The sequence below is a fragment of the Plantactinospora sp. WMMB782 genome, from assembly GCF_049179135.1.
Classification (GTDB): domain Bacteria; phylum Actinomycetota; class Actinomycetes; order Mycobacteriales; family Micromonosporaceae; genus Plantactinospora.
Map to the genome: position 1 here is coordinate 5644382 of NZ_JBMHMC010000007.1, position 22147 is coordinate 5666528.

At 72.8% G+C, this 22147-nt stretch carries 16 protein-coding genes and 1 pseudogene; 6 read left to right on the forward strand and 11 right to left on the reverse strand.

Annotation, left to right across the window (positions count from 1 at the left end):
• The first annotated feature begins 8 nt into the window (after positions 1-8).
• The 4 genes from ACN28A_RS27360 to ACN28A_RS27375 all read left to right on the forward strand — a co-directional run bounded on the left by ACN28A_RS27360 (position 9) and on the right by ACN28A_RS27375 (position 6047).
• Complete coding sequence (locus ACN28A_RS27360; RefSeq protein ID WP_421399666.1) at positions 9-1235, forward strand: glycosyltransferase family 4 protein; 1227 nt, start codon at positions 9-11, stop codon at positions 1233-1235.
• A complete protein-coding gene (locus tag ACN28A_RS27365; RefSeq protein ID WP_421399668.1) occupies positions 1235-2485 on the forward strand; it encodes a glycosyltransferase family 4 protein in 1251 nt (416 codons plus the stop codon). The genes ACN28A_RS27360 and ACN28A_RS27365 overlap by 1 nt, the downstream gene beginning before the upstream one ends.
• Positions 2486-2532: 47 nt before the next feature.
• On the forward strand, positions 2533-4395 hold the full coding sequence (gene asnB / locus ACN28A_RS27370) for an asparagine synthase (glutamine-hydrolyzing) (RefSeq protein ID WP_421404672.1): 1863 nt from the start codon (positions 2533-2535) through the stop codon (positions 4393-4395).
• 71 nt (positions 4396-4466) lie between these two features.
• The gene (locus tag ACN28A_RS27375; RefSeq protein WP_421399671.1) at positions 4467-6047 is read left to right on the forward strand and encodes a lipopolysaccharide biosynthesis protein; all 1581 of its coding nucleotides are present in this window, start codon (positions 4467-4469) and stop codon (positions 6045-6047) included.
• Positions 6048-6140: 93 nt separating this feature from the next.
• Here the strand turns inward: ACN28A_RS27375 and ACN28A_RS27380 are convergent.
• The 8 genes and pseudogenes from ACN28A_RS27380 to ACN28A_RS27415 all read right to left on the reverse strand — a co-directional run.
• A pseudogene (locus tag ACN28A_RS27380) lies at positions 6141-6620 on the reverse strand (class I SAM-dependent methyltransferase); the annotation flags it as partial.
• Positions 6610-7932 (reverse strand): O-antigen ligase family protein, encoded by a 1323-nt coding sequence (locus tag ACN28A_RS27385; protein ID WP_421399673.1) that lies wholly within the window; start codon positions 7930-7932, stop codon positions 6610-6612. The pseudogene ACN28A_RS27380 and the gene ACN28A_RS27385, both read right to left, overlap by 11 nt.
• Before the next feature lie 177 nt (positions 7933-8109).
• Complete coding sequence (locus ACN28A_RS27390; RefSeq protein ID WP_421399675.1) at positions 8110-9600, reverse strand: glycosyltransferase family 4 protein; 1491 nt, start codon at positions 9598-9600, stop codon at positions 8110-8112.
• Positions 9597-10244, reverse strand: a complete 648-nt coding sequence (locus ACN28A_RS27395; RefSeq protein WP_421399678.1) for an acetyltransferase — start codon at positions 10242-10244, stop codon at positions 9597-9599. Before ACN28A_RS27395 ends, ACN28A_RS27390 begins: the two co-directional genes overlap by 4 nt.
• Complete coding sequence (locus tag ACN28A_RS27400) at positions 10241-10903, reverse strand: sugar transferase (protein WP_421399681.1); 663 nt, start codon at positions 10901-10903, stop codon at positions 10241-10243. The genes ACN28A_RS27395 and ACN28A_RS27400 overlap by 4 nt, the downstream gene beginning before the upstream one ends.
• Positions 10900-12033, reverse strand: coding sequence for a DegT/DnrJ/EryC1/StrS family aminotransferase (locus ACN28A_RS27405; protein WP_421399683.1), 1134 nt, complete (start codon positions 12031-12033; stop codon positions 10900-10902). Before ACN28A_RS27405 ends, ACN28A_RS27400 begins: the two co-directional genes overlap by 4 nt.
• A 231-nt stretch (positions 12034-12264) precedes the next feature.
• Positions 12265-13908: a sensor histidine kinase gene (locus ACN28A_RS27410; RefSeq protein WP_421399685.1), complete on the reverse strand. Its 1644-nt coding sequence runs from the start codon at positions 13906-13908 to the stop codon at positions 12265-12267.
• Positions 13905-14675: a response regulator transcription factor gene (locus ACN28A_RS27415; protein ID WP_421399687.1), complete on the reverse strand. Its 771-nt coding sequence runs from the start codon at positions 14673-14675 to the stop codon at positions 13905-13907. Before ACN28A_RS27415 ends, ACN28A_RS27410 begins: the two co-directional genes overlap by 4 nt.
• Before the next feature lie 239 nt (positions 14676-14914).
• Here ACN28A_RS27415 and ACN28A_RS27420 point away from each other — a divergent pair, with 239 nt between their 5' ends.
• Positions 14915-15952: a DUF389 domain-containing protein gene (locus tag ACN28A_RS27420; RefSeq protein WP_421399690.1), complete on the forward strand. Its 1038-nt coding sequence runs from the start codon at positions 14915-14917 to the stop codon at positions 15950-15952.
• Between the two features lie 103 nt (positions 15953-16055).
• On the opposite strand, the gene ACN28A_RS27425 is transcribed toward ACN28A_RS27420, so the two are convergent.
• Together ACN28A_RS27425 and ACN28A_RS27430 are read right to left on the reverse strand one after the other, a co-directional pair.
• Positions 16056-18563, reverse strand: coding sequence for a Tex family protein (locus ACN28A_RS27425; RefSeq protein WP_421399692.1), 2508 nt, complete (start codon positions 18561-18563; stop codon positions 16056-16058).
• 106 nt (positions 18564-18669) lie between these two features.
• The gene (locus ACN28A_RS27430) at positions 18670-19329 is read right to left on the reverse strand and encodes a GOLPH3/VPS74 family protein (RefSeq protein WP_421399694.1); all 660 of its coding nucleotides are present in this window, start codon (positions 19327-19329) and stop codon (positions 18670-18672) included.
• Between the two features lie 222 nt (positions 19330-19551).
• On the opposite strand from ACN28A_RS27430, the gene ACN28A_RS27435 reads away from it, so the two are divergent.
• Positions 19552-21054, forward strand: coding sequence for an APC family permease (locus tag ACN28A_RS27435; RefSeq protein WP_421399696.1), 1503 nt, complete (start codon positions 19552-19554; stop codon positions 21052-21054).
• 48 nt (positions 21055-21102) lie between these two features.
• Here ACN28A_RS27435 and ACN28A_RS27440 read toward each other — a convergent pair whose 3' ends face one another.
• Positions 21103-22119, reverse strand: a complete 1017-nt coding sequence (locus ACN28A_RS27440) for a serine hydrolase (protein WP_421399698.1) — start codon at positions 22117-22119, stop codon at positions 21103-21105.
• Positions 22120-22147: the final 28 nt, after the last annotated feature.

Consider the following 22147-nt stretch of genomic DNA (forward strand, 5'->3'; position numbering starts at 1 on the left):
GGACACCGATGCGGGTGGTGGTCACCACGGAGTCCCGGTGTCTGCGGACGCCGGACGCGCGGGTGTGGGTCCACGCCGGGCCCAGTTATCCGAACTGGAGTCGCTATCTGGCCGCCTTCCGGACCGTCCGGGTCGTCGCCAGGGTCAGGGACGTGCCCGAGGTACCCGCCGGTGCGTCCCGGGTCGACGGAGAGGGCGTCGAGGTCTGGCCCGTGCCGCACTACCAGGGACCCGCCGAATACCTGCGCCGCCAGCCGGCGGTCAGGCGGGCCGTCACCGCCGCCGCCGCCGAGGACGACGCGGTGGTCCTGCGGGTGCCGTCCCCCATCGGGTCACTGCTGGCGGCGGCGCGGGAGCGGCGTGGCCTGCCGTACGCGCTGGAGGTCATCGGTGACCCCTACGACGTCTTCGCCCCCGGTACGGTGCGGCACCCGTTGCGGCCGGTGCTGCGGCACCTGAGCACGAGAAGGCTGCGCCACCAGTGCCGGACGGCGGTCGGCGCGGCCTACGTGACCGAGCAGCACCTGCAACGCAGGTATCCGGTCCGCGAGGGCATCGTCAGCACACACGTGTCGAGCGTGTACCTCCCGGCGGAGGCGTACGTCGGGCAGCCGCGCGTCGTCGACGGCCCTCGCGGCGACCGTACGATCGTCTCGGTCGGCACGCTTGCGCAGCTCTACAAGGGTGTCGACACCCTCCTCACGGCGCTGGCCCGGCTGGCCGGCCCCGGCCGGCCCCGGCTCGTGCACCTCGGCGACGGCAGGTTCCGCACCGACCTGGAACGGCTCGCCGAACGGCTCGGCATGGCGGACCGGGTCACCTTCGCCGGCGTCGTCCCGACCGGTGCGGCGGTCCGCCGGCACCTCGACGCGGCGGACCTGTTCGTGATGCCGTCCCGCACGGAAGGACTGCCCCAGGCCCTGATCGAGGCGATGGCCCGCGCCCTGCCCGCCGTCGGCACGAGGGTCGGCGGCATCCCGGAGTTGCTCGCCGCCGAGGACCTTGTCCCACCCGACGACCCGGCCGCGCTGGCCGGTGCCATCGACCGGATGCTGGCCGACCCGGAGCGGATGACCGCTGCCTCCGCCCGCAACCTGGCGCGGTCCCGCGACTTCTCCGCCGACACGCTGGCCCGGCGGCGAACCGCCTTCTACCGGGCGGTGGCCGCCGCGACGGCCCAGCGTGGCCACCGCCCGCTCTCCGAGCCACCCGCCACCGTCCCAGGAGCAGGATAGTGTCCAGACCACTCGGCAACCTCGCCCGCGACGAGTCCACCCCGGCCGGGAAGCCGGCCGACGGGACGGTCGACGGGCCGGGGGAACCGGTCCGCTGCCACGTGGTCCGGGTGTTCGGGTCACTCGACGTCGGGGGAGCGGAGCGCCGGACCGTCGAGCTCCTGCCACTGCTGTCCGAAGCCGGTGTGGTGCTGCACTTCGTCACGCTCAGCGGGCGGGCCGGGGTGCTCGCTCCGACGGTCGAGCGGATGGGTGCCACCGTTCATCCGCTCCCGCTGGACCTCCGGTTTCCGATCCGCTTCCTGCGCCTGCTGCGGCGGTTGGAGGCGCAGGTGGTGCACTCCGACGTCTCGACGTTCTCCGGCGTGCTCGTGTCGCTGGCGGCGCTGGCCGGGGTTCGGGTGCGGATCGCGCACTTCCGCAGCGACGGTGACGGCCGTCCGAGCACCCCACGGCGCCGCGTCCAGCGCTGGGTGATGCGGAGACTCATCTCGATCTTCGCGACCGACGTCGTCGGGGTCTCGCCGGGCGCGCTCGGCAACGCGTACCGGCCGTCGTGGGAGTCGGATCCACGCTGCCGGGTCGTTCCCAACGGCATCGACCTCGGGCGTCTCGCCCGGCGGGGCGACTTCGACCTCCGGGCCGAGCTGGGCGCGGCACCTGGCGAGGTCATCTGCCTGCACGTCGGCCGTCCGGCGCCGGAGAAGCGACGATGGATCGTGCCGCAGGCGCTCGCGGCACTGGCCGCGACCGGCTGCCCGTGCCGTGCCGTGCTGGTCGGGGCGCGGGACGCCGACGACGAGGCACGGGTGCTGGGCGCGGCCGAGGCGGGCGGCGTCGCCGGGCTCGTACACCTGCTCGGCGCCCGCGAGGACGTCGGTGACCTGATGCGCCAGGCCGACGTCGTCGTGCTGCCCTCCGATCGGGAGGGACTACCCGGTGTGGTACTCGAGGCACTGGCGGTGGGGACCGCCGTCGTCGCCTCCGACCTGCCAGGCGTGCGGTTCATCGCCCGGCAGCTCCCCGGGGTCACCGTGGTGGCCCGCGACGCCCCGCCGAGCGCGTGGGCGGAGGCGATCCAACGGGCCCTTCATCCGGCCCGGCAGCGGGATCCGGAGGCCGCTGTGCGGGCACTCCGGGCGAGCGTCTTCACCCTGGAGGCGGCGGCGTCGGCCCACCTCGCGATGTACCGCCGGTGCTCACCCGGCGGCCGGCACGAGGAAACGGCAGCACCCGCATGTGCGGCATAGCGGGAGTCGTCTCGACCGGCCGCCCCGATCCGGCGCTGGTCCACCGGATGTGTGACGTGATCACCCATCGGGGCCCGGACGGTGCCGGCATGCACACGGACGACCGGTGCGTCATGGGGATGCGTCGGCTGGCGATAATCGACGTCGCCGGCGGTGACCAGCCGGTGCGCAACGAGGACGGCAGCGTGGTCGCGGTCTTCAACGGCGAGATCTACAACTTCGCCGCCCTCCGGGCCGAGCTGATCCGCCGGGGGCACCGGTTACGCAGCGACGGCGACTCGGAGTGCCTGGTACACCTCTACGAGGAACACGGCGACGACCTGGTGCACCGGCTCCGTGGCATGTTCGCCTTCGCCATCTGGGACGTCCGTCGGCGCCGGCTCCTGCTCGGCCGGGACCGGGTCGGCAAGAAGCCCCTGTACTGGCGGTCCGACGGCTCCACCATCTCGTTCGGTTCCGAGGCGAAGTCCCTGCTCCAGGATCCGGGCCTGGACCGCCGGCTCGACCTCGTGGCGTTGCACCACTATCTCAGCTACCAGTACGTGCCGGCCCCCTGGTCGATCTACCAGGGAATCCGGAAGCTCCCTCCCGGCCACCTGTTGAGCTGGGAAGAGGGCACGGTCGAGGTGCGCAGGTACTGGCGCCTCGACTGCACGCCGCACGAGGTGCCCGACGAGACCGAGGCGGCGGAGCAGCTCCGGGAGCGGCTGCTCGACGCCGTGCGCGTCCGGATGGTCAGCGAACGCCCGCTCGGCGCCTTCCTCTCCGGCGGGGTCGACTCCTCGGCGGTGGTGGCCGCGATGGCGCGCTGCTCCACCGGGCCGGTGAAGACCTTCAGCATCGGCTTCGACGAGGCGCGCTACGACGAGCGCGAACACGCCCGGCTGGTCGCCCAGCGCTACGGGACCGACCACCACGAGCTGGTGGTCACCCCCTCCTGCCTGGAGATCCTGCCGGCGCTCACCGACCACTTCGACGAGCCGTTCGCCGACTCGTCCGCGATACCGAGCTTCTACGTGGCCCGGCTGAGCCGCGAACACGTGACCGTGGTGCTCAATGGTGACGGCGGGGACGAGTGCTTCGGCGGCTATCGGCGGTACGCGCTGATGCGCGCGCTCGCCCGGGTGCCGGAGTGGGCGGCGCCACGAGCGCTGCACCGGGTCGGCGGCGGGCTCGTCGCGCAGACCAGGGCCGGCACCCGGCCGCGTGCCGTGGGCCGGATCCTGCAACTCCTCGGTCAACCGACGCTGGACCGGTACGCCTCGCTGATCTCCGTCTTCCCGCCCGCGCAGCAGTTCGACCTCTACACGGCCGAGCTGCGCGCGCACCTGGCCGGGGTGGACAGCTGGGCGCTGCTCGGCGAGGCGTACGCGGCCTCCCGGGCGGCGGACCCGCTGGGCCGGCTCATCGACGCCGACGTGCAGACCTACCTGCCGGGCGCCCTGCTGCCCAAGGTCGACATCAGCACCATGGCCAACTCCCTGGAGGCCCGCTCGCCGTTGCTCGACCATCATCTGATGGAGTGGGCGGCGCACCTCCCGACCCGGTTCAAGCTCCGGGGTAGTACGACGAAATACCTGCTCAAGCGGGCCGTCGCGCCCTGGCTGCCAGCCGGGATCGTCGACCGGCCCAAGATGGGCTTCGGCGTGCCCCTGGGCCGCTGGTTCCGGGGTGAGCTGCGCGACCTGTCCTGGGGCCTGTTGACCGACCAGACGGCCCGGTCGCGGGGGCTGTTCCGGCCGGAGGCGGTCACCGCGCTGCTGGAGCGCCACGACCGGGGCGACGACGAGAGTCACCGGATCTGGGCACTGGTCCAGTTCGAGCTCTGGCACCGGAACTGGCTGGACCGGGCGGGTGCCCCGTCGGCGGCGGTGTCGCCGTACCGCGATCTGCTCGCCCGGCAGTCGTGACCGGCCGGACCGAGCCATCGCCGACAGCTTCGGCGGCGCCGCGAAGGCCGCCATCCGGCCGGAGGTCGACAGTGGGCCAGGCGACGTGGAACGCCGTCGCCCGCGTACTGGTGCTCGGGCTCAACGCGGTGAGCGGAGTCCTGGTGGCCCGTGCGCTGCTGCCGGAGGGACGCGGCGTGACGGCGCTGGTGATCGCGACCGCGACCACCACGATCGCGCTCGGCTACCTCTCCGTGGAACAGTCGCACGTCCGGCTCTGGGCCGGCCGGCGGGACGAGATACTCGCCAACAGCGTCCTGCTCGGACCCGCCGTCGGCATCCTGGCCGCGCTCGGCAGCGCCCTGCTGCTCTGGGCGGGGACATGGTTCGGCATCACCGTCGCGAGTCCGGAACTGCTGGCCATGGCGCTGGCCTCGGTGCCGGCGGGAATCACCGCGCTCTACCTCAACGGCGCCCTGACCCTGGACGCGCAGATCGCCCTGGTCACCCGCTCCATGCTGTACGTCGCCGTCCTCCAGTTCGGCGCGACGGCGCTGCTGGCGACGGCGGGCTGGCTCACGCCCGGCTGGGTGGTGGCGATCTGGAGTGCCTCCTCGGCGTCGGCGCTCCTGGTGCTGCTCGCCCGGGAACGCCCGCGACTGAGGTTCTGGAACCCGGGCCTGGCCCGGCGGGCGATCTCGCTGGGCCTACGCTTCCATCCCGGCTCCGCCGCGCTGAACCTGACCCTGCGCCTCGACGTCTTCATCCTCGGCGCGCTCACCTCGTCGGCTGCCGTCGGACTATACGCCCTGGCGGTGACGGTCGGAGGATTCGCCCGCATCCCGGCCGAGGCGGTCCGCGGGGTGTTCCTGTCCCGCCAGGCCGAGGGCGAACTCGTCGACGCCGTCGAGGCGACCACCCGGGCCACCCGGATCTCGACCCTGCTGGCCGGGATCTCCGTCGGCGGGCTCTGCGCGACCGCCCCGGTCCTGATCCCGCTCGCGTACGGCGTCGCCTTCGCCGGCAGCGTCCGAGCGATGTACGCGCTCGGACCGGGGCTCTTTCTCATGCACGCCGGCCGGCAGATCGGCGCCTATCTGATCCGGTGTGACCGGCCCCTCGTCGTCTCGGCGTTTCCCACGGCGGCGCTCGGGGTGAACATCGTGCTCAACCTGATGCTGATTCCGCGCTGGGGCATCGTCGGCTGTGCCCTGGCCGCCTCGGTCAGCTACGCCGTGCTGACCCTGGCACAGGTGGTCCGGTTCTGCCGGATGACCGGTGTGCGGTGGCAGCGCCTGTTGCCGGCGGCGGCCGAGATCGCCATGCTCCGGCAGTTGCTGTCCGGCCTGACCGGGCCGGGCCGGATGCCGCGGACCGGCGGCCTGGGCCGGGCGGCCCGGCGGCGGGCGCGGGGGTCAGCCGTCAGCACGCCGCCGGAACACGAACTCGTTGCAGCCCAGGTCTCCGCCACAGGTGCTGAGTTCGACCAACTCGAAGCCCCGGTCCCGGAAGAACCGGAAGATCTGCTCCGGCCGGGCCACCTCGAACGGGTACCCGCCAACCCAGTCGACCAGGTCGTGTCGTCGGGACATGCCCCGGCGGATCGGTCGGGGCGGGAACTGCCGGGGCACGACCAGCTGGAGGAGCTTCCGGAGCGGAACTCGCCGGTATAGATACCCGGTGCTGAGGCCGAGGAGCAACAGCCGGCCGAGTCGGCCGGACGAGTTGTAGCGGCGCTTGACCCAGCGCCAGACCCGGCTCGCGGGACCCTGGTCGTTGTAGATCGACACGAAGAGCCGGCCGCCCGGCCGGGTCAGGTCGACGGCCGCCGCCAGCGCCTGCCACATGTTCCCGGTGTGGTGCAGCACGCCCCAGGAGTAGACGACGTCGAACTGGCCCAGGCTGGCGGTGTACGTCCGGTCGAGGATGGAACCCTGCTCGACGACCCAGTCGGCACCGGCCGCGTACCGCTGCCGGAGCGCCGTGGTGGCCGCGACCGAGTCGGGGTCGAAGTCGAAGGAGTGCACGGTGGCGCCGAGCCGCTGTGCTGCCAGGGAGAACAGCCCGCTGCCGCAGCCGATGTCGAGGAACGACCTGCCGGCGAGGTCCGGGACGTCGAGCGCCCGGGTCAGCGAGGCGGTCGCCGCGGCGATCCTGTCGTCGTCCATCACCTGGACGAACGACTTCCAGTTGGCGCCGAAGCCGAACCGCTGTCCGGCGGCGACTTCGCTCCTGCTATCGAGCATGAATTTCCTCCGTGTTCGGATGCGGGCGCGGGACCGGGCCGTCGGCGGCCGTACGACGTCGGTGGGCGAGCAGGCAGCCGAGGCAGATCCAGAAGCCGACGATGGCGACCGGACAGACGAGGACGTTGGCGAACGCCAGGGTCACCGCTCCGGCCGCCACGGCGGCGCGCAGTGGGGTGAGCAGCGCGTCGCCGCGAACGACGAGTCCCGCGACCACCAGGGTGAGCAGGAGCAGCGCCGCCGGAATTCCGGCCTCCGCCGCCAGGCCGAGATAGTCGTTGTGGGTCTTGAGGAATCGGCCCACCTCGGGGTAGTTCAGGGCGTAGTAGGGAAACATGCGGTAGCCGATGCCGTTGAACGGATGTTCGGCAATGGCGTTGATCGTCGCGCTCAGCACGCCGGCCCGCCCGGAGTCGTCGGTGAGCTGCGACATCGGGCGTTCGTCGAAGACCACCGTCCAGACAGGTTTGCGGAACACGTAGACGACGGCGACCAGGAGTCCGCTGAGCACCGTCCCGATCACCTGCTGGCGTACCGGACGGTTCGAGATCAGGGCGACCAGCACGCCGGCCGCCGCGGCCAGGATTCCCGCCCTGGACTGGGTCTGCTGCACCGCCACGAGGGCGACCACCGCCGGAGCGAGATAGGCCAGCCGGCGGGGCTGGCGCGCGAGAGCGACGCTCGCACCCACCGACGGGGCCGCCACCGCGGCCAGATAGTTGGAATTGATACCGAGAGCCTCCAGCCGGCCACCGTTGTAGTGCCCCCTGAGCAGTGCGTAGCCGCCGACGATGCCGCCGGCCAGGGCCACCAGCCGGGCGACGTCGGCCGGGTTCGGCGGCCAGACGGTGGCCGCGACCAGCAGGAACAGGCCGCCGACGATCACGATCAGGTGGCTGAGCCCGGAGAACCTGCCGGGCAGGTCCGGTGCCCAGGAACTGTCCCGGGTCGTCGTGCTGAGCAGGAGGAGTCCGGTGAGCGCGGCGGCGCAGAACGCGGGCCAACCCGGCCGGAGCGGGCGGACCCGTTTGATCGGTGACCGCAGGGTCGGCACCAGCAGCAGGCCGACGGCGAGGCTGACCAGCAGAACCCCTCGCAGGTCGTCGGCCACGGACGCGAGGTGGGCCACGCTCAGCGGCAGCACGGAGAGGACGAGCAGGTCGGGGCGGCCCAGCACGATCGGGACGGCTGCGGCGACCAGCACCGCCAGGGTCGAGGCGACCGGATGCGCGACCGCCAGAGCCCCGGCCAGGCACCCGGCCGCCAGCGACACCACCGGCCAGATCGGACCCTGGCGGGCGCGGGTCGGCATGCTGGCCCGACCGACCGGAACGGGCGGTGTCGGTAATGTCTGCGACCTCAGGTAAGCCGTCACTCAAGACCCTCCGGCCGTGACCCGCAAAACGTCAGTGGGATATCGGGACAAACAACGATCCTAGCCGTCACATGGCGCGCCGGATGCTCATATCGCGTATGCGGCCGACCGCATTCAGGAAAGCGGGTTCGGTCCTGTTCGGCCAGCGGAGAAATTGAAAGAGATTTCCTCGTCCGCGCTTTTCCCCGTGCTGCCGGCCCGGCCGACGCCGGATCCATCTCCACCGTCGCCGTGCTCCTCGCCCCTGGCGACCAGTTCGAGGACGTCGGCCACCCGGACGGCGGCCTTCCGGTTGTCGAAGAGCCGCAGGGCACGCTCGCGGGCACGGTCACCTCGCGCTCGCAGCCGGCCGGCCTCGAACTCGCGGTACGCGGCCTCCAGCGCCGAGGCCAGGGCCGGCACATCGCCCCGGGGAACCACCCAGCCGGACTCCTCGTCGACCGTCTCGGGAAGCCCGCCCGCGTCGCTGACGATGCTCGGCAGGTTCATCGCGCTCGCCTCGCAGGCGGCCCCGTGGCCCTCCGAAAGGGACGGACTGACGCTCAGGTCGGCGGCCTCGTAGCACGGGCGGACGTCCGGCATCGACTCGACCCAGCTGACACTCGGGTCCGCGTTTAGGCCGAACCGGCGGACGAGTTCGCGCCGATGGGCCTCACCGGCGGCGGTCCACCCGCCCCCGACCAGCAGCAGACGCGACCGGGGATGCCGGGCGTGGAAGGTACGCCAGGCGGCCAGGAGGACGTCGTGACCCTTGATGGCCCGCCCGTTGTGCGCGAGCCGCTTCGGCGGATAGACGTACGCCACCATCACCGCGAGGAACGCGTCCTGGTCGATGCCGAGCTCGGCGCGCGTCTTCGCCCGTACCTCCTCGCGGGTTGCCGTCGCGACCGTGCCGGGGAAGTCGCGCTGACTGCCGGCCCAGGACGGCGCGAACCGTCCCGCATCCACCCCGTAGGTCGCCACCGGGCGGCGGCGGGCCGGGCAGCCGAGTTCCCCGTAACGCCGTGAGGTGTGCGCGGTGCCGCAGATGGTGGCGTGGTCCAGCCGCCACAGCAGCCGCTCGACCGGCCGGATCAGCGCGGACTCCAGGAAGAGCGGGCCGGCGACCATGTGTACCCGGCGTACCGGTAGTCCCAGGGTGCTCAGCCGGGCGGCGAGGGCCGACGCGTAGAGGTGGTAGTGCAGTACGTCCGGCCGGAGCCGGCGGACGAGGCGACGCAGCCGCCAGAGGCCGCGCAGCGTGGCCGGGCGAGGCCGGAATCCGAAGTCGAACGGGGAGTCGAGCACCGGGAAGCCGTTGCGGGTCAGCTCGGTGGTCAACCGGCCGGGACCGGGAGGCAGTACCACGAGGACCTCGTGACCCCGTCGGCGGAGTTCCGTCACCTGCGGAAGGATCCACAACCCCCCGCTGTTCGTCTTCAACAGCACCACGACGCGCAGCCGCCGCCGGCCTGCACCGCCGTCGTCCGGCCCAGGCTCCAGGTGCTCGGTCCGGCCCTGTTCGGTCCGGCCCTGTTCGGTCCGGCCCTGTTCGGTCCGGCCCTGTTCGGTCCGGCCCTGCGTGGCCGGTCGGTCGCCGCCGGGTTCGCCGCGGTAGGTGTTCACCTGGCCGGTACCCCCTTGACGACCACGCCCGCCGGGATGTCCCGGACGACGCAGGCGCCGGCGCCGACCACGCTGCCCGCGCCGACCCGCAGCCCCTGGAGCACGGCGGCTGTGGTGCCGATCAGCACGCCCGGCTCCAGTACGCAGTTGCCCGAGACCGCGGCCAGCGGGTTCACCGAGACGTAGTCCGCCAGCACGCTGTCGTGACCCACTGTGCAGTTCTGGTTCAGGTGGACGTGCCGCCCGAGCCGGACGTTCGTCGTGACGCGGGCGCCGGCGAACACCACCACGCCGTCCCCGACGGTGTTCGCGTCACCGAGCGTCGCGGCCGGATGCAGCAGGACCGCGCCGGGCAGCCGGTACGCGTCGACGCGCTCGCCCAGGTCGCGACGGACCCGCGGATCGCCGACGCCGAGGACGACGTGGGTGCCTGCCGGGGCGTCGCGCAACCAGCTCACCGGCCCGAGGTACGGCACGTCGAGCCGCTGCACCTGCTTGAGGTTCGACTCCGCCGGGCGGTCGTCCAGGAAGCCGCGCAGCCGCCAGTGCCGCCGCACCGGGGTCACCTCGTTGACCGCCCGGACGATCCCGGCGATCTCCCGGCCGTGCCCGCCGCAGCCGACGATCACGACATCGGCGCTCACCGCCGCACCTCCGGCCGCGGGCCTGTCCCGCCGGCACCGACGAGCGTCCGGCGCGTGCCGAGGAACTCGGGCATGGTGGCGTCGCCCTCGGCCGTGATGCCGTGCCGGCGCAGTACCCGGGCGACCGTCTTCAGCAGGATGCGCAGGTCGAGACCGAGACAGCGCCGGTCGACGTACCAGACGTCATGGCTGAACCTCTCCTCCCAGCCGAGGGCGTTGCGGCCGTTCACCTGCGCCAGGCCGGTGATGCCGGGTCGGACCTCGTGCCGGCGGGCCTGCTGCGGCGTGTACCTGTCGAGATAGGCAAGCAGCAGTGGGCGCGGCCCGACCAGGCTCATGTCCCCGCGCCAGACGTTCCACAGGGTCGGCAACTCGTCCAGGCTGGTGGCCCGGAGCCAGGCCCCCAGCCGGGTCAGCCGTTCGGCGTCGCTGGTCCGGCCCGGCCCGGCGGGATGCATCGTGCGGAACTTGTAGAGGACGAACGGCCTGCCGTGCCGGCCCGGTCTGACCTGGCGGAACAGCACCGGCCGGCCCAGCGCCAGCAGGACGGCACCGGCCACCGCGACGATGACGGGTGCGAGGAGCAGCAGTACGGCGGCGGCGACGGCCGCGTCCAGTACCCGCTTCGACCGGTCGTACCGGCACCGCCCGACGGTCACCCGGGTACTCCCAGGAAGTCCGCTGTCGTGCGGAGCACGTACTCGATCTCCGATTCGGTCAGTCCGGAGCCGCTGGGCAGGGCGAGACCGGTGTCGAAGAGCCGCTCGGCGACGCCGGTGAGGATGCTGCGCCGGCCGGCGAAGGCGGGTTGCAGGTGCATCGGTTTCCACACCGGCCGGGTCTCGATCTGTGCGGCGGCGAGATGGGTGGCGAGTTCCGCCGCCTGCCAGCCGGCCCGGGCCGGATCGACGACGATGCAGGTCAGCCAGTTGTTGGCCCCGGGGTCCTGCTCCCCGAGCAGCCGTACTCCCGGCACCGCGCCGAACAGTGTCGCGTACCGTCGCCGCAGCTCGCGGCGCCGGTCGACCATGAGATCGAGCCGGCGCAGCTGTGCTCGGCCGAGAGCGGCCAGCAGGTTGCTGAGCCGGTAGTTGTACCCCGTCTCGGTGTGCTCGTAGTGGGGTAGCGGCTGCCGGGCCTGGGTGGAGAGATAGCGGCACCGCTCGACCAGGGCCAGATCGTCCGAGACGAGCATCCCGCCACCGGAGGTGGTGATGATCTTGTTGCCGTTGAACGAGAGGACCCCGGCGTGCCCGAACGAGCCGGCCGGCTGGCCGCCCCGGGTGGCGCCGAGCGCCTCTGCCGCGTCCTCCAGCACCGGCACTCCGGCGGCTTCGCAGACCGGCAGCAGCCGGGCATAGTCGGCACAACTGCCGAAGAGGTCCACCGGAACCACCGCCGACACCCGCCGCCCAACCGCCTCGAACTCCTTGAGCAGGGCGGCGAGCAGGTCGACGTCGATGTTGCCGTCGGCAGGGTCGCAGTCCACGAAGACGGGTTCGGCGCCGGTGTAGCGGACCGCGTTGGCGGTGGCGACGAAGGTCAGGGTGGGCACGACGACGACGGTTCCGGGACCGGCACCGAGAGCCAGCAGGCCCAGGTGGAGCGCGGCGGTGCCGGAACTCAGCGCGACCGCACCGGCCACACCGACCCGGTCGGCGACCTCCCGCTCGAAGCCGTCGATCTCCGGGCCGACGGGCGCGACCCAGCCCGACCGCAGCGCGCGCAGCAGATACGACTCCTCCAACGGCCCGATGTCGGGCGCGGAGAGATAGATCCTGGTGTTCACCGGCCCTGACCGGACACCGCGCGTCGCTGCTGGCCACCGGAATCGTCGGCGCTCACGATAGGTCCTCCGTTCACGGAAGTACGACGGGAAGAGGTCGCCGGACCCTGTCGGCGATGTCGTGCAGGTCTTCCGTCAAGGTGAACGTCGGGTGCCGCCGGTCGGTGACGAACAGAAAGAGAATTCGGCTCCGCCCCCGGTGGCGGAACCGCGTTCAGGAGCGCGGGGCCGCGTTCAGGAGCGTGGGATCGGCAGCGTGATGGTGAAGGTGGTGCCGGCCCCGAGTTCGCTGGTGACCCGGATGGCCCCGCCGTGGTCGGTGACGATCTGCCGGACGATGGCCAGACCCAGGCCACTGCCGCCGGTCTTCCGGCCGCGCGCCGAGTCGGCCCGCCAGAACCGGTCGAAGACGTACGGCAGCGCCTCCGGCGCGATCCCGGAACCGCTGTCGGCGACCCGGACCAGCGCCGACTCGCCCTCCCGGTGCAGGGTGAGCGAGACCTGCCCACCCCTGGCGGTGGCCCGCAACGCGTTCGTGAGCAGGTTTCCGACCACCTGCCGCAGCCGGTCGGGGTCGGCGTGCACGGTCACCGGTTCGGCGGCGAGGGTCAGGGTCACCCCGGCCGCGTCGGCGCCGGCCCGGTGCGCGGTACGGCAGGTCTCCAGCAGTTCGGCCAGGTCGACGGTGGCCCGGTGGTACGCCAGGCTGCCCGCCTCGGCCAGGGCGAGATCCTGGAGGTCGTCGACGATCCGCTGCTGCAACACCGCCTCCTCGTGCAGCGAGGCGAACAGTTCCGGGTCGGGGTCGATCACCCCGTCGGAGAGTGCCTCCAGATAGCCGCGCAGGTTGGCCAGTGGCGTACGCAGCTCGTGCGCCACGTCGGCGACCAGCCGGCGCTGGCGTTCCTCGCCGCGCTGCAACGAGTCCGCCATCCGGTTGAACGACCGGGCCAGGGTGGCGATCTCGTCGTTGCCCCGCACCGGCACCCGGCTGGTCAGGTCGCCCCGGCCGAGTCGCTGGGAGGCGGCGGTCAGGATCCCGATCGGCCGGAGCACGCGGTGGCTGAGCAGGGCGGTCGCGATGATCGCCACCGCTGCCACCCCGCAGGCGGCCGCCAGCAGCGGGCCGACCACCAGTCCCCGGTCGCCTGCGGCACCCACCCCGAGGATGACCCGGGCCGGCTCCGGTGCGACCTCCGCGATCCGGGCGTTGAACGCCTCCGCCAGGCAGTAGCTCCTCGGGTCGCCCGGCTCGGTGTCGGCGCACGCGGCGGAGAGCTCGGTCAGGTCGGCACTGTTCGCCTGCTCGGACTGGGCCGCCAGTTCGGAGCAGTTCCGGGCCAGCCTGGGGTTGCTGGCGGCGATCACGCTCGTGTCGTACTGGGGTATGCCGTACCGGTCCGGCAACTGGGTGGGTTCGACGCCGTTGCGGGTCAGGCAGGCGGCGAACCGGACACCGGTGCGGTACCGGTACAGCTCCTTGGCGGCGGTCTGTGCCGGATCGGCGTCCAGCCCGGCCAGGTCGAGCGTGGGGCGGGGATTGACGTAGCCGACCACGGTGCCGAGTTCGCGTACCGCCCGGTCCGGGCGTGCCTCGTGGTCGGTGTCGACAAGCACCCAGCCGGAGTCGGCGACCAGGTGGATGCGCTGCCCGGTCTGCGCGCCGAGCCGCACCACCAGGTCGCGGACCCGCTCCCAGGTGCCGTGCCGGCGGCCGTAGTCGGTGAGCGCGGCGGCGACCTGGTCCAGCGAGGCGGCGGCGGCGCCGGACTCGTCGATCTGCCGGGACGCCTGCCGGAGTACCAGCCAGAGCGTCGCGGCGGTCGCGCTGACCGCGACAAGCATCACCAGGCCGAGTACCCGTAACCGGAAGCTCACGCCGCCCCGTCCGCCCCCGCGGCGGCGTCGGCCCGCCCCCGTTCCCCGGCGGCGGTTTCCTGGCGGCCCCGCTCCCCGCCGGGCTGCTCAACCAGCCGGTAGCCCCGGCCGAAGACGGTCTGCACGTAGCGCGGCTCGGCCGGATCGTCCTCGATCTTGCGGCGCAGGTTCATCACGTGCGCGTCGACGGTCCGCTCCAGGACGTAGTGGTCGAAGCCGAAGGCCCGGTCGATGATCTGGGCCCGGGTGAACGCCCGACCCGGCTCGCCGGCGAGCACCTCCAGGATGCCGAACTCCTTGGCGGTGAGCGTGATCAGCCGACCGTTGATCCGCACCTCGAACCGGCCCGGGTCGACCTCCAGGTCGCCGACCCGGAGCACCGCCTGGTTGCCGGCACTCAGCACCCCCGAGCGGCGCAGCAGGGCACGGACCCGGGCGGCCAGCTCCCGTGGGCTGTACGGCTTGGTCAGGTAGTCGTCGGCGCCGATGTCCAGCCCGAGCAGGACGTCGTCCTCGGTGGTCCGGGCGGTCAGCAGCAGGATCGGTAGGTTGGACTCGGCCCGCAGGATCCGGCAGACGTCGAGCCCGTCCAGCACCGGCATCATCACGTCCAGCACCACCAGGTCGGGGCGGCGGGCGCGGACCTGCTCCAGGGCGGCCCGCCCGTCACCGACGACGAGCACGCTGTGGCCCTCCCGTTCGAGATAGACCCGGACCAGGTTGGCCTGCTTCGGGTCGTCCTCGGCGACCAGTATCCGCGCGCTCATGGGGCTCCATTCTGCCTGCTTCCGGCGGGATCGATTAGAGCGCCGCAACGGTGAAGAAGTGATGAAGCCCCTGTCCGGAAACGGTCAACCGGCGGCCCACATCCACAGGTCACAAGTTCTCGACCGCTTCGGCACATCTCGCCGCCGACCGCCGCGACAGGTCGAAACAGGCTTCGAGGCGCCACCGGGCGGCCGGGTCGGGGTGGATGCGGAGCGGGCAGGGGTGCAGGATGACGGGCGTGCTGCAGCTGAGGATCATCGTGCCCGTCGACCGGTCCGCGGCGGTGCAGGAACTGCTCGCCGTCGATCCCGCCGTGGCACACGTCATCGTGCTGCCCGGCGCCGCCCGGACGCCGGCCGGTGACGTGGTGCTCTGCGACGTCGTCCGGGAGGGCGCCGACGAGGTACTGGAGGCGTTGCGCAACCTCGGCGTGCACCACTCCGGCGGGGTGGTCGGGGACGGCGTCGACGTCACCCTCTCGGCCGCCGCCGACCGGGCCGCCCGGGCGGCTCCCGGGCTCGGCACCGACGCGGTGGTCTGGGACGAGATCGCCCAGAAGACGGGCGAGGAGACCCGGCTGTCGGTGACGTACCTGCTGCTGATCACCCTGGCCACCGTGATCGCCGGCATCGCTGTCCTGCTCGACCAGCCGATCCTGATCATCGGTGCGATGGTGGTGGGCCCGGAGTTCGGGCCGCTCGCGGCGCTCTGCGTGGCGCTGCTGCGCTGGCGCCGGTCGGTCATCCGGCGCTCGCTGCTGGCGCTGGGTGTCGGATTCCTCACGGCGGTGGCGGTGACCGTGCTCAGCACCTGGACGCTCACCGCCGTCGACCTGCTCGACCGGTCGATGCTGCTCGACGAGCGGCCGATGACCGACTTCATCTGGCGGCCCGACGCGCTCTCCTGGGTGGTCGGTTTCCTGGCCGGGGTGGCCGGGATGCTCTCGGTCACCTCGAACCGGTCCGGCTCGCTGGTCGGGGTGCTGATCTCGGTCACCACCGTCCCGGCCGCCGCGAACGTCGCGGTCGCGCTCGGCTACGGCGTCTTCGACGAGGCGCTCGGCTCACTCGTCCAGCTGCTGATCAATCTGTCCGCGATCGTCGCGGCCGGCGTGCTGACGCTGCTGGTCCAGCGCATCTGGTGGGGGCGGGTCAGCGCGTTCCGGGCACCGGCCTGGATCCGGCGGGGCAGGGCCGCGCCGGCTCCCCGGAACGACGCCGACCCGGCCGGCCGACCCCACTCCGTCCCGGACCGCACCGGCGGCGGCTGGACGTAGCCGGCGGCTGGATCCGGGCGGCGGCTGGCCCCGGGCGGCAGCTGGACCCAGGCGAACCGCCCCGACCGACCGCTGGCCGGCCCGGGGCGGTTCCGCCGGAGAGCTACCGCCGGTTGCCGTCCAGCCCCTTGTCCAGCCCGGCCCGGCGCAGGGCGTCGGCCAGCGCACCGCCGCCGAACCCGCCACCCTGGCCGCCGCCCGACCGTCCGCCACCCGACTGGCCGCCGGACCGGTTTCCGCCGCCGGAGCGGCCGCCGCCGGCACCGCCGCGCCCCTGGCGCGGCTGGCCCGGCCGGTCGGCGCCCCGGTCCCGCGCCGGTCGCGGCTCGGCCTCGTCCTCCAGCCGCAGGGTGAGCGAGATCCGTTTCCGGGGTACGTCCACGTCCAGCACCTTCACCCGGACCACGTCGCCGGACTTGACCACGTCGCGCGGGTCCTTGACGAAGGTCCGGGACATCGCCGAGACGTGTACCAGCCCGTCCTGGTGCACCCCGACGTCCACGAACGCGCCGAACGCGGCGACGTTCGTGACCACGCCCTCCAGCAGCATCCCCGGCTTGAGGTCGCCGATCTTCTCCACCCCGTCGGCGAAGGTGGCGGTCCGGAACGCCGGTCGGGGGTCCCGGCCCGGCTTCTCCAGCTCCCGGAGGATGTCGGTGACGGTCGGCAGCCCGAAGGTGTCGTCGACGAACTCGTCCGGCCTGAGCTTGCGCAGCACCGCCGTCCGGCCGATCAGCGCGGAGAGGTCGCCGCCGGTGCTGGCCAGGATCCGCCGGACCACCGGGTACGCCTCGGGGTGCACGCTGGAGGCGTCCAGCGGGTCGTCGCCGCCGGGGATGCGCAGGAAGCCGGCGCACTGCTCGAACGCCTTCGGGCCGAGCCGGGCCACCTGCCTGAGCGCCTGTCGGGTCCGGAACGGGCCGTTGGCGTCCCGGTGCAGCACGATGTTCTCGGCCAGCCCGGCGCCGATCCCGGAGACCCGGGTCAGCAGCGGCGCGGAGGCGGTGTTGACGTCCACCCCGACGCCGTTCACGCAGTCTTCCACCACCGCGTCCAGCGAGCGGGAGAGCTTCACCTCGGAGAGGTCGTGCTGGTACTGCCCGACGCCGATCGAGCGCGGATCGATCTTGACCAGCTCGGCCAGCGGGTCCTGGAGCCGGCGGGCGATCGAGACCGCGCCGCGCAGCGAGACGTCCAGGCCGGGCAGCTCCTGCGAGGCGTACTCGGAGGCGGAGTAGACCGAGGCACCGGCCTCGGAGACCACGATCTTGGTCAGGTTCAGGTCGGCGTACCGCTTGATCAGGTCGCCGGCCAGCTTGTCGGTCTCCCGGGAGGCGGTGCCGTTGCCGATCGCCACCAGCTCGACCCTGTGCGCCCTCGCCAGCCTGGCCAGCGTCTCGATCGAGGCGTCCCACTGCCGGCGCGGCTCGTGCGGATAGATCGTGTCGGTGGCCACCACCTTGCCGGTCGCGTCCACCACCGCCACCTTCACCCCGGTGCGCAGCCCCGGGTCCAGCCCCATCGTCGGGCGGGTACCGGCCGGCGCGGCGAGCAGCAGGTCACGCAGGTTGGTCGCGAAGACGCGTACCGCCTCGTCCTCGGCCGCCTGCCAGAGCCGCATCCGCAGGTCGGCGCCGAGGTGGATGAGGATCCGGGTGCGCCACGCCCAGCGCACCGTGTCGGCGAGCCAGCGGTCCGCCGGCCGTCCCCGGTCGGCGACCCCGAACCGGGCGGCGATCTCCTGCTCGTACCGGCTCGGCCCGACCGGGGCGTCCTCGGGGGCGGGTGCCTCCTCCGGATCCATGGTCAGGTCGAGCACGCCCTCCTTCTCGCCCCGGAACATCGCCAGGATCCGGTGCGAGGGCAGCCTGGTGTACGGCTCGGCGAAGTCGAAGTAGTCGGCGAACTTGGCCCCGGCCTCCTGCTGGCCGTCGCGTACCCGGGCGACCAGCCGGCCCCGCGACCACATCGTCTCGCGCAGCGAACCGATCAGGTCGGCGTCCTCGGCGAACCGCTCCACCAGGATGGCCCGGGCACCGTCTAGCGCGCCGGTCGGGTCGGCCACCCCGGCGTCCGGGTTCACGAAGCCGGCCGCCACCGTGCGGGGGTCCTGCGACGGGTCGGCCAGCAGCGTCTCGGCCAGCGGCTCCAGCCCGGCCTCCCGGGCGATCTGCGCCTTTGTCCGCCGCTTCGGCTTGTACGGCAGGTAGATGTCCTCCAGCCGGGCCTTGGAGTCGGCGGCCATGATCTGCGCTTCGAGCGCGTCGTCCAGCTTGCCCTGGCCCCGGATCGACTCCAGCACCGCCGCCCGGCGCTCCTCCAGCTCCCGCAGGTAGCGCAGCCGCTCCTCCAGGGTGCGCAGCTGGGTGTCGTCGAGCGACTCGGTGACCTCCTTGCGGTAACGGGCGATGAACGGCACCGTCGACCCGCCGTCGAGCAGCTCCACCGCGGCCCGTACCTGCCGCTCGTGTACGCCGAGTTCCTCGGCGATCCGCTGGTGCACAGAGCGCGGCTGCGCAGAGGTTGTCACGTCCTGTTCCGCCTTCTCCACTCGGTTGCGCCAGCGCCCGGCACCGGGCTCGGCGCTGGGCTTCTGGGTGCCGGCAAGCATTGTGCCGCACCCGCCGGACAGCCCGCCGACGACGGCACCGGGCCGACCGCGCTGCCGGGTCGACCGCGATCCGGGCCGAGGGCGGCGTGACACCGACGGAGGCAGGTCAGCGGCGTACGGTGAGCGCGGTGGCGGCGACGGCCGCGTCGACCGCGTTGAGCAGGTCGCCGAGTTCCGTCGGAAGCAGTCTGCGGCTCGCCGCGATCCGCTCGGTCACGATCGCCCGGTTGGCCGGGATCAACGCCCGGACCAGCCCGCCGGCCCGGACCAGCCCGGCCAGCGTGGCGGTGCGGGCGTCCAGCGGCTGCTCGGAGCGCTCCAGGATGGCGTTGAGCCGGACCCGGGGCCGGGCCACCCGGTTCGGGTCCAGCCCGGGGAAGCGCAGCGTGGTGCGCAGGTTCAGCCCACGCGCGGTCATCCGGCGTACCGCACCGGCGCTGACCAGCCGGTCGCCGACGTGGTCCCGGACCCGGGGGGCGAGGAACTCCAGCCAGGAGCGGGCCTGGTGGCCGTCGCCCCGGCGGACCATCTCGGCCAGTACCCGGTCGGTCACCGGCTCCCGCCAGGCCCGGTCGTCGGCGACGTAGACGGCGGACTGGACCAGGGTGATCCGGCTGTCGAAGAGCAGCTCGGCGAGGAGCGCCCCGCAGAGGGCCGCATCCACCAGGGAGGCCGCCGCGAGGAGCTTTCCGCTGTAGTCATCGTGTGCGATGAGGAACAACTCGTCGGCCAGCCGTTCGGCCGGTTGGCCCGGGTAATTGGTCATCGTCATCCTCGCACCGGCCGGCTGGCGTGCCGGGTCGGCCACTACGCAATGTCGATGGAGGACGGTACGGCATGCACACTTTCCGTTCAACCCGCCCTGGCCGTACGTGTTCGGTACTTGTGGTCGATCGATGGCTTGTCGCGCGGCGTGATCGCCCATAACCTCTCCGATGTCGACCCTGCGTCCTTTCTCGTCAGCCGCCCCCGAGGGAGACCGACACACATGTCATCGGGTTCCTCCCCGGAGACCGGCCTGCGCCAGGGACGCCTGGGCGCCATCCACCTCGTCTTCTTCACCGTCGCCGCGTCGGCGCCGCTGACCGTGCTCGGCGGCGGCATCACCACGATGTACGCCGTCAGCGGCAACGTGGGCGCCGCGCTCTCCTTCCTGCTGCTCGCCGCCGTGCTGGGGGTCTTCGCGGTCGGCTACGCCGCGATGAGCCGGTTCGTGAGCAACGCCGGTGCCTTCTACTCCTGCATCGCGAACGGGCTGGGCCGGGTGGCCGGGGTCGGCGGCTCCTTCCTCGCCCTGGCCTCCTACAACGCCATCCAGATCGGGCTGTACGGCCTCTTCGGTGCCGTCCTGGACGCCTTCGTGACGGCGAAGTTCGGCGTCGACCGGCCGTGGTGGGTCTGGGCCCTGGCCGGCCTGGCGGTGGTCGGGCTGCTCGGGGTGCTCCAGGTCGACCTGAACGCGACGGTGCTGGCCGTACTGCTCGGGCTGGAATGCCTCGCGGTCGTCGTGTTCGACGTGGTGGCGTTCGGGCACCCGGCCGGCGGCAGCGTCACCCTCGCCGGGCTCGATCCGGGCAACCTCTTCGCGGCGGGGCTCGGTGCGGTGTTCGCGCTGGGCATCGCGAGCTTCACCGGGTTCGAGTCCGGGGCGCTATACAGCGAGGAGGTCCGGGATCCCCGCCGGACGGTGGCCCGGGCCACCTACGTCGCGGTGGCCTTCACCGGTGCCTTCTACGCGCTCTCCGCCTGGGCGCTGACCGTGCTGACCGGTCCGGAGAACGCGCAGGCCGCCACGGCCGGGGCCGGCCCGGGGGTGGTCTTCGGCAATCTGGCCGCGCATGCCGGCGGCACGGTGGCGGACGCGGCGAACCTGGTCTTCATCACCTCGGTGCTGGCCGCCCTGCTGTCGTTCCACAACGCCGTGGCCCGGTATCTCTTCGCCCTGGGCCGGGAGCGGGTGCTGCCGGCCTTCCTCAGCCAGACCGGCGCGCGGACCGGGGCGCCGGTGGGCGGCTCGCTGACCCAGACGGTGCTGGCCCTCGGCGTGGTACTGGCCTTCGTGCTGACCGGCCGGGACCCGGTGCTCGACCTCTTCACCTGGCTCAGCGGTCTCTCGGCGGTCGGGGTGGTGCTGCTGATGACCCTCACCTCCGCCTCGGTGCTGGGCTTCTTCCACCGCCGCCGCGAGGTCGGGGTGAACGCCTGGCAGCGGCTGGTCGCGCCGGCCCTGGCCACCGTGCTGCTGCTCGCCGTCCTGGTGGTGCTGCTGGTGAACTTCGGCGCGCTGCTCGCGCCCGGTGACCCGGGCTACCTGGCGTGGCTGCTGCCCGGGGTCGCCCTGGTCGCCGCGCTGCTCGGGCTCGGCTGGGGCCTGCTGCTCCGGGCGAGGCGTCCGGCCGTCTACCAGGCCGTCGGCCGGGGAGCGGTCGATCCGCCGCCCGCCGAGGCCCCGGAGCCCGCCCCGACCCGCTCACCCGCTGACCTGCCGTGACCCGCTGACCTGCCGTGACCCGCGCTGTCCTGCCGTGACCCGCTGAACTCAGCCGCCGTTGGACGGCTGGTGTTTCCTCGGCCGGCGGGACGGTAGGGAGAGGTTGGCCAGCCCGTCGACCGCGTCGAGGAAGGCGGGACCCATCGCCGCCCGGGCCTGCACCGCCGGATGGGTCGAGCCGAAGTTGTCCGGGTCGGCCTGCCCGTCGGCGAAGAGCACGTACGTCAGCACCGGCGTGCCGGCCGGGTCGAAGATCAGTCCCGCCTCGTGCCGGGCGTTGCCGAACCAGCCCGCCTTGGTGGCGATCCGGCTCCGCTGCGCCGACGACATGTTCCGGCGGATGCCGTCGGTGAAGGCGATCGGCGCGCGTAGCTGGTGCAGCAGGAAGTTGGTGGAGGCGGTGGAGAGCAGGGTGCCCCGGACCAGTGCCTGGAGCAGGTCGTGGGTCTCCCGGGCGGTGCTGGTGCCGAGGAAGAACCGGTTCGGGTTGGCGACCGGCTCGACCTGGGTCTTCGGGAAGCCTTTGGCGACGAGGATCTGGTTGAGTTCGGCGGCCGGGCAGACCAGCCCGCAGAGCCGTACGGCGGTGTCGTCGGAGACGGTGAGCAGCGCCGCGAGGACGTGGCCGAGGGTCACCGAGCTGGGGTAGGCGCCGTCCAGGCTGAAGATTCCGTCGCCGTTCGGCACCACGATCCCCGAGGTGACCTCGACCCGCTGGTCCAGGGTGAGCAGTCCCCGGTCCACCTTGTCCAGCACCGCCGTGGCAACCGCGATCTTGTTCACGCTGTACGCCTCGACGACCGTGTCCTGGTTCTCCCGTACCGCCGGCAGCGGCGTCGGGCCGGTCCCGCTGGCGACGCTCAGGTACGCGTACCAGTTGCCGCCGGCCTTCGCCTTCTCCCGGCGGTAGGTCGCGGCGACCTGGTCCGCACGGGCCCGGTCGGGGGTTTCGAACCCCTGGCCGCTGTTCGGCGCGGCCATCGCCGAGGTGGCGGTGCCGAGCACGACGCCGGCGGTGGCGGCGCTGCCGACGCCCAGTGCGGTCCTGCGGTTCACCCTGCTCACCAGTGCTCTCCCATCGCCGGGATCGGGT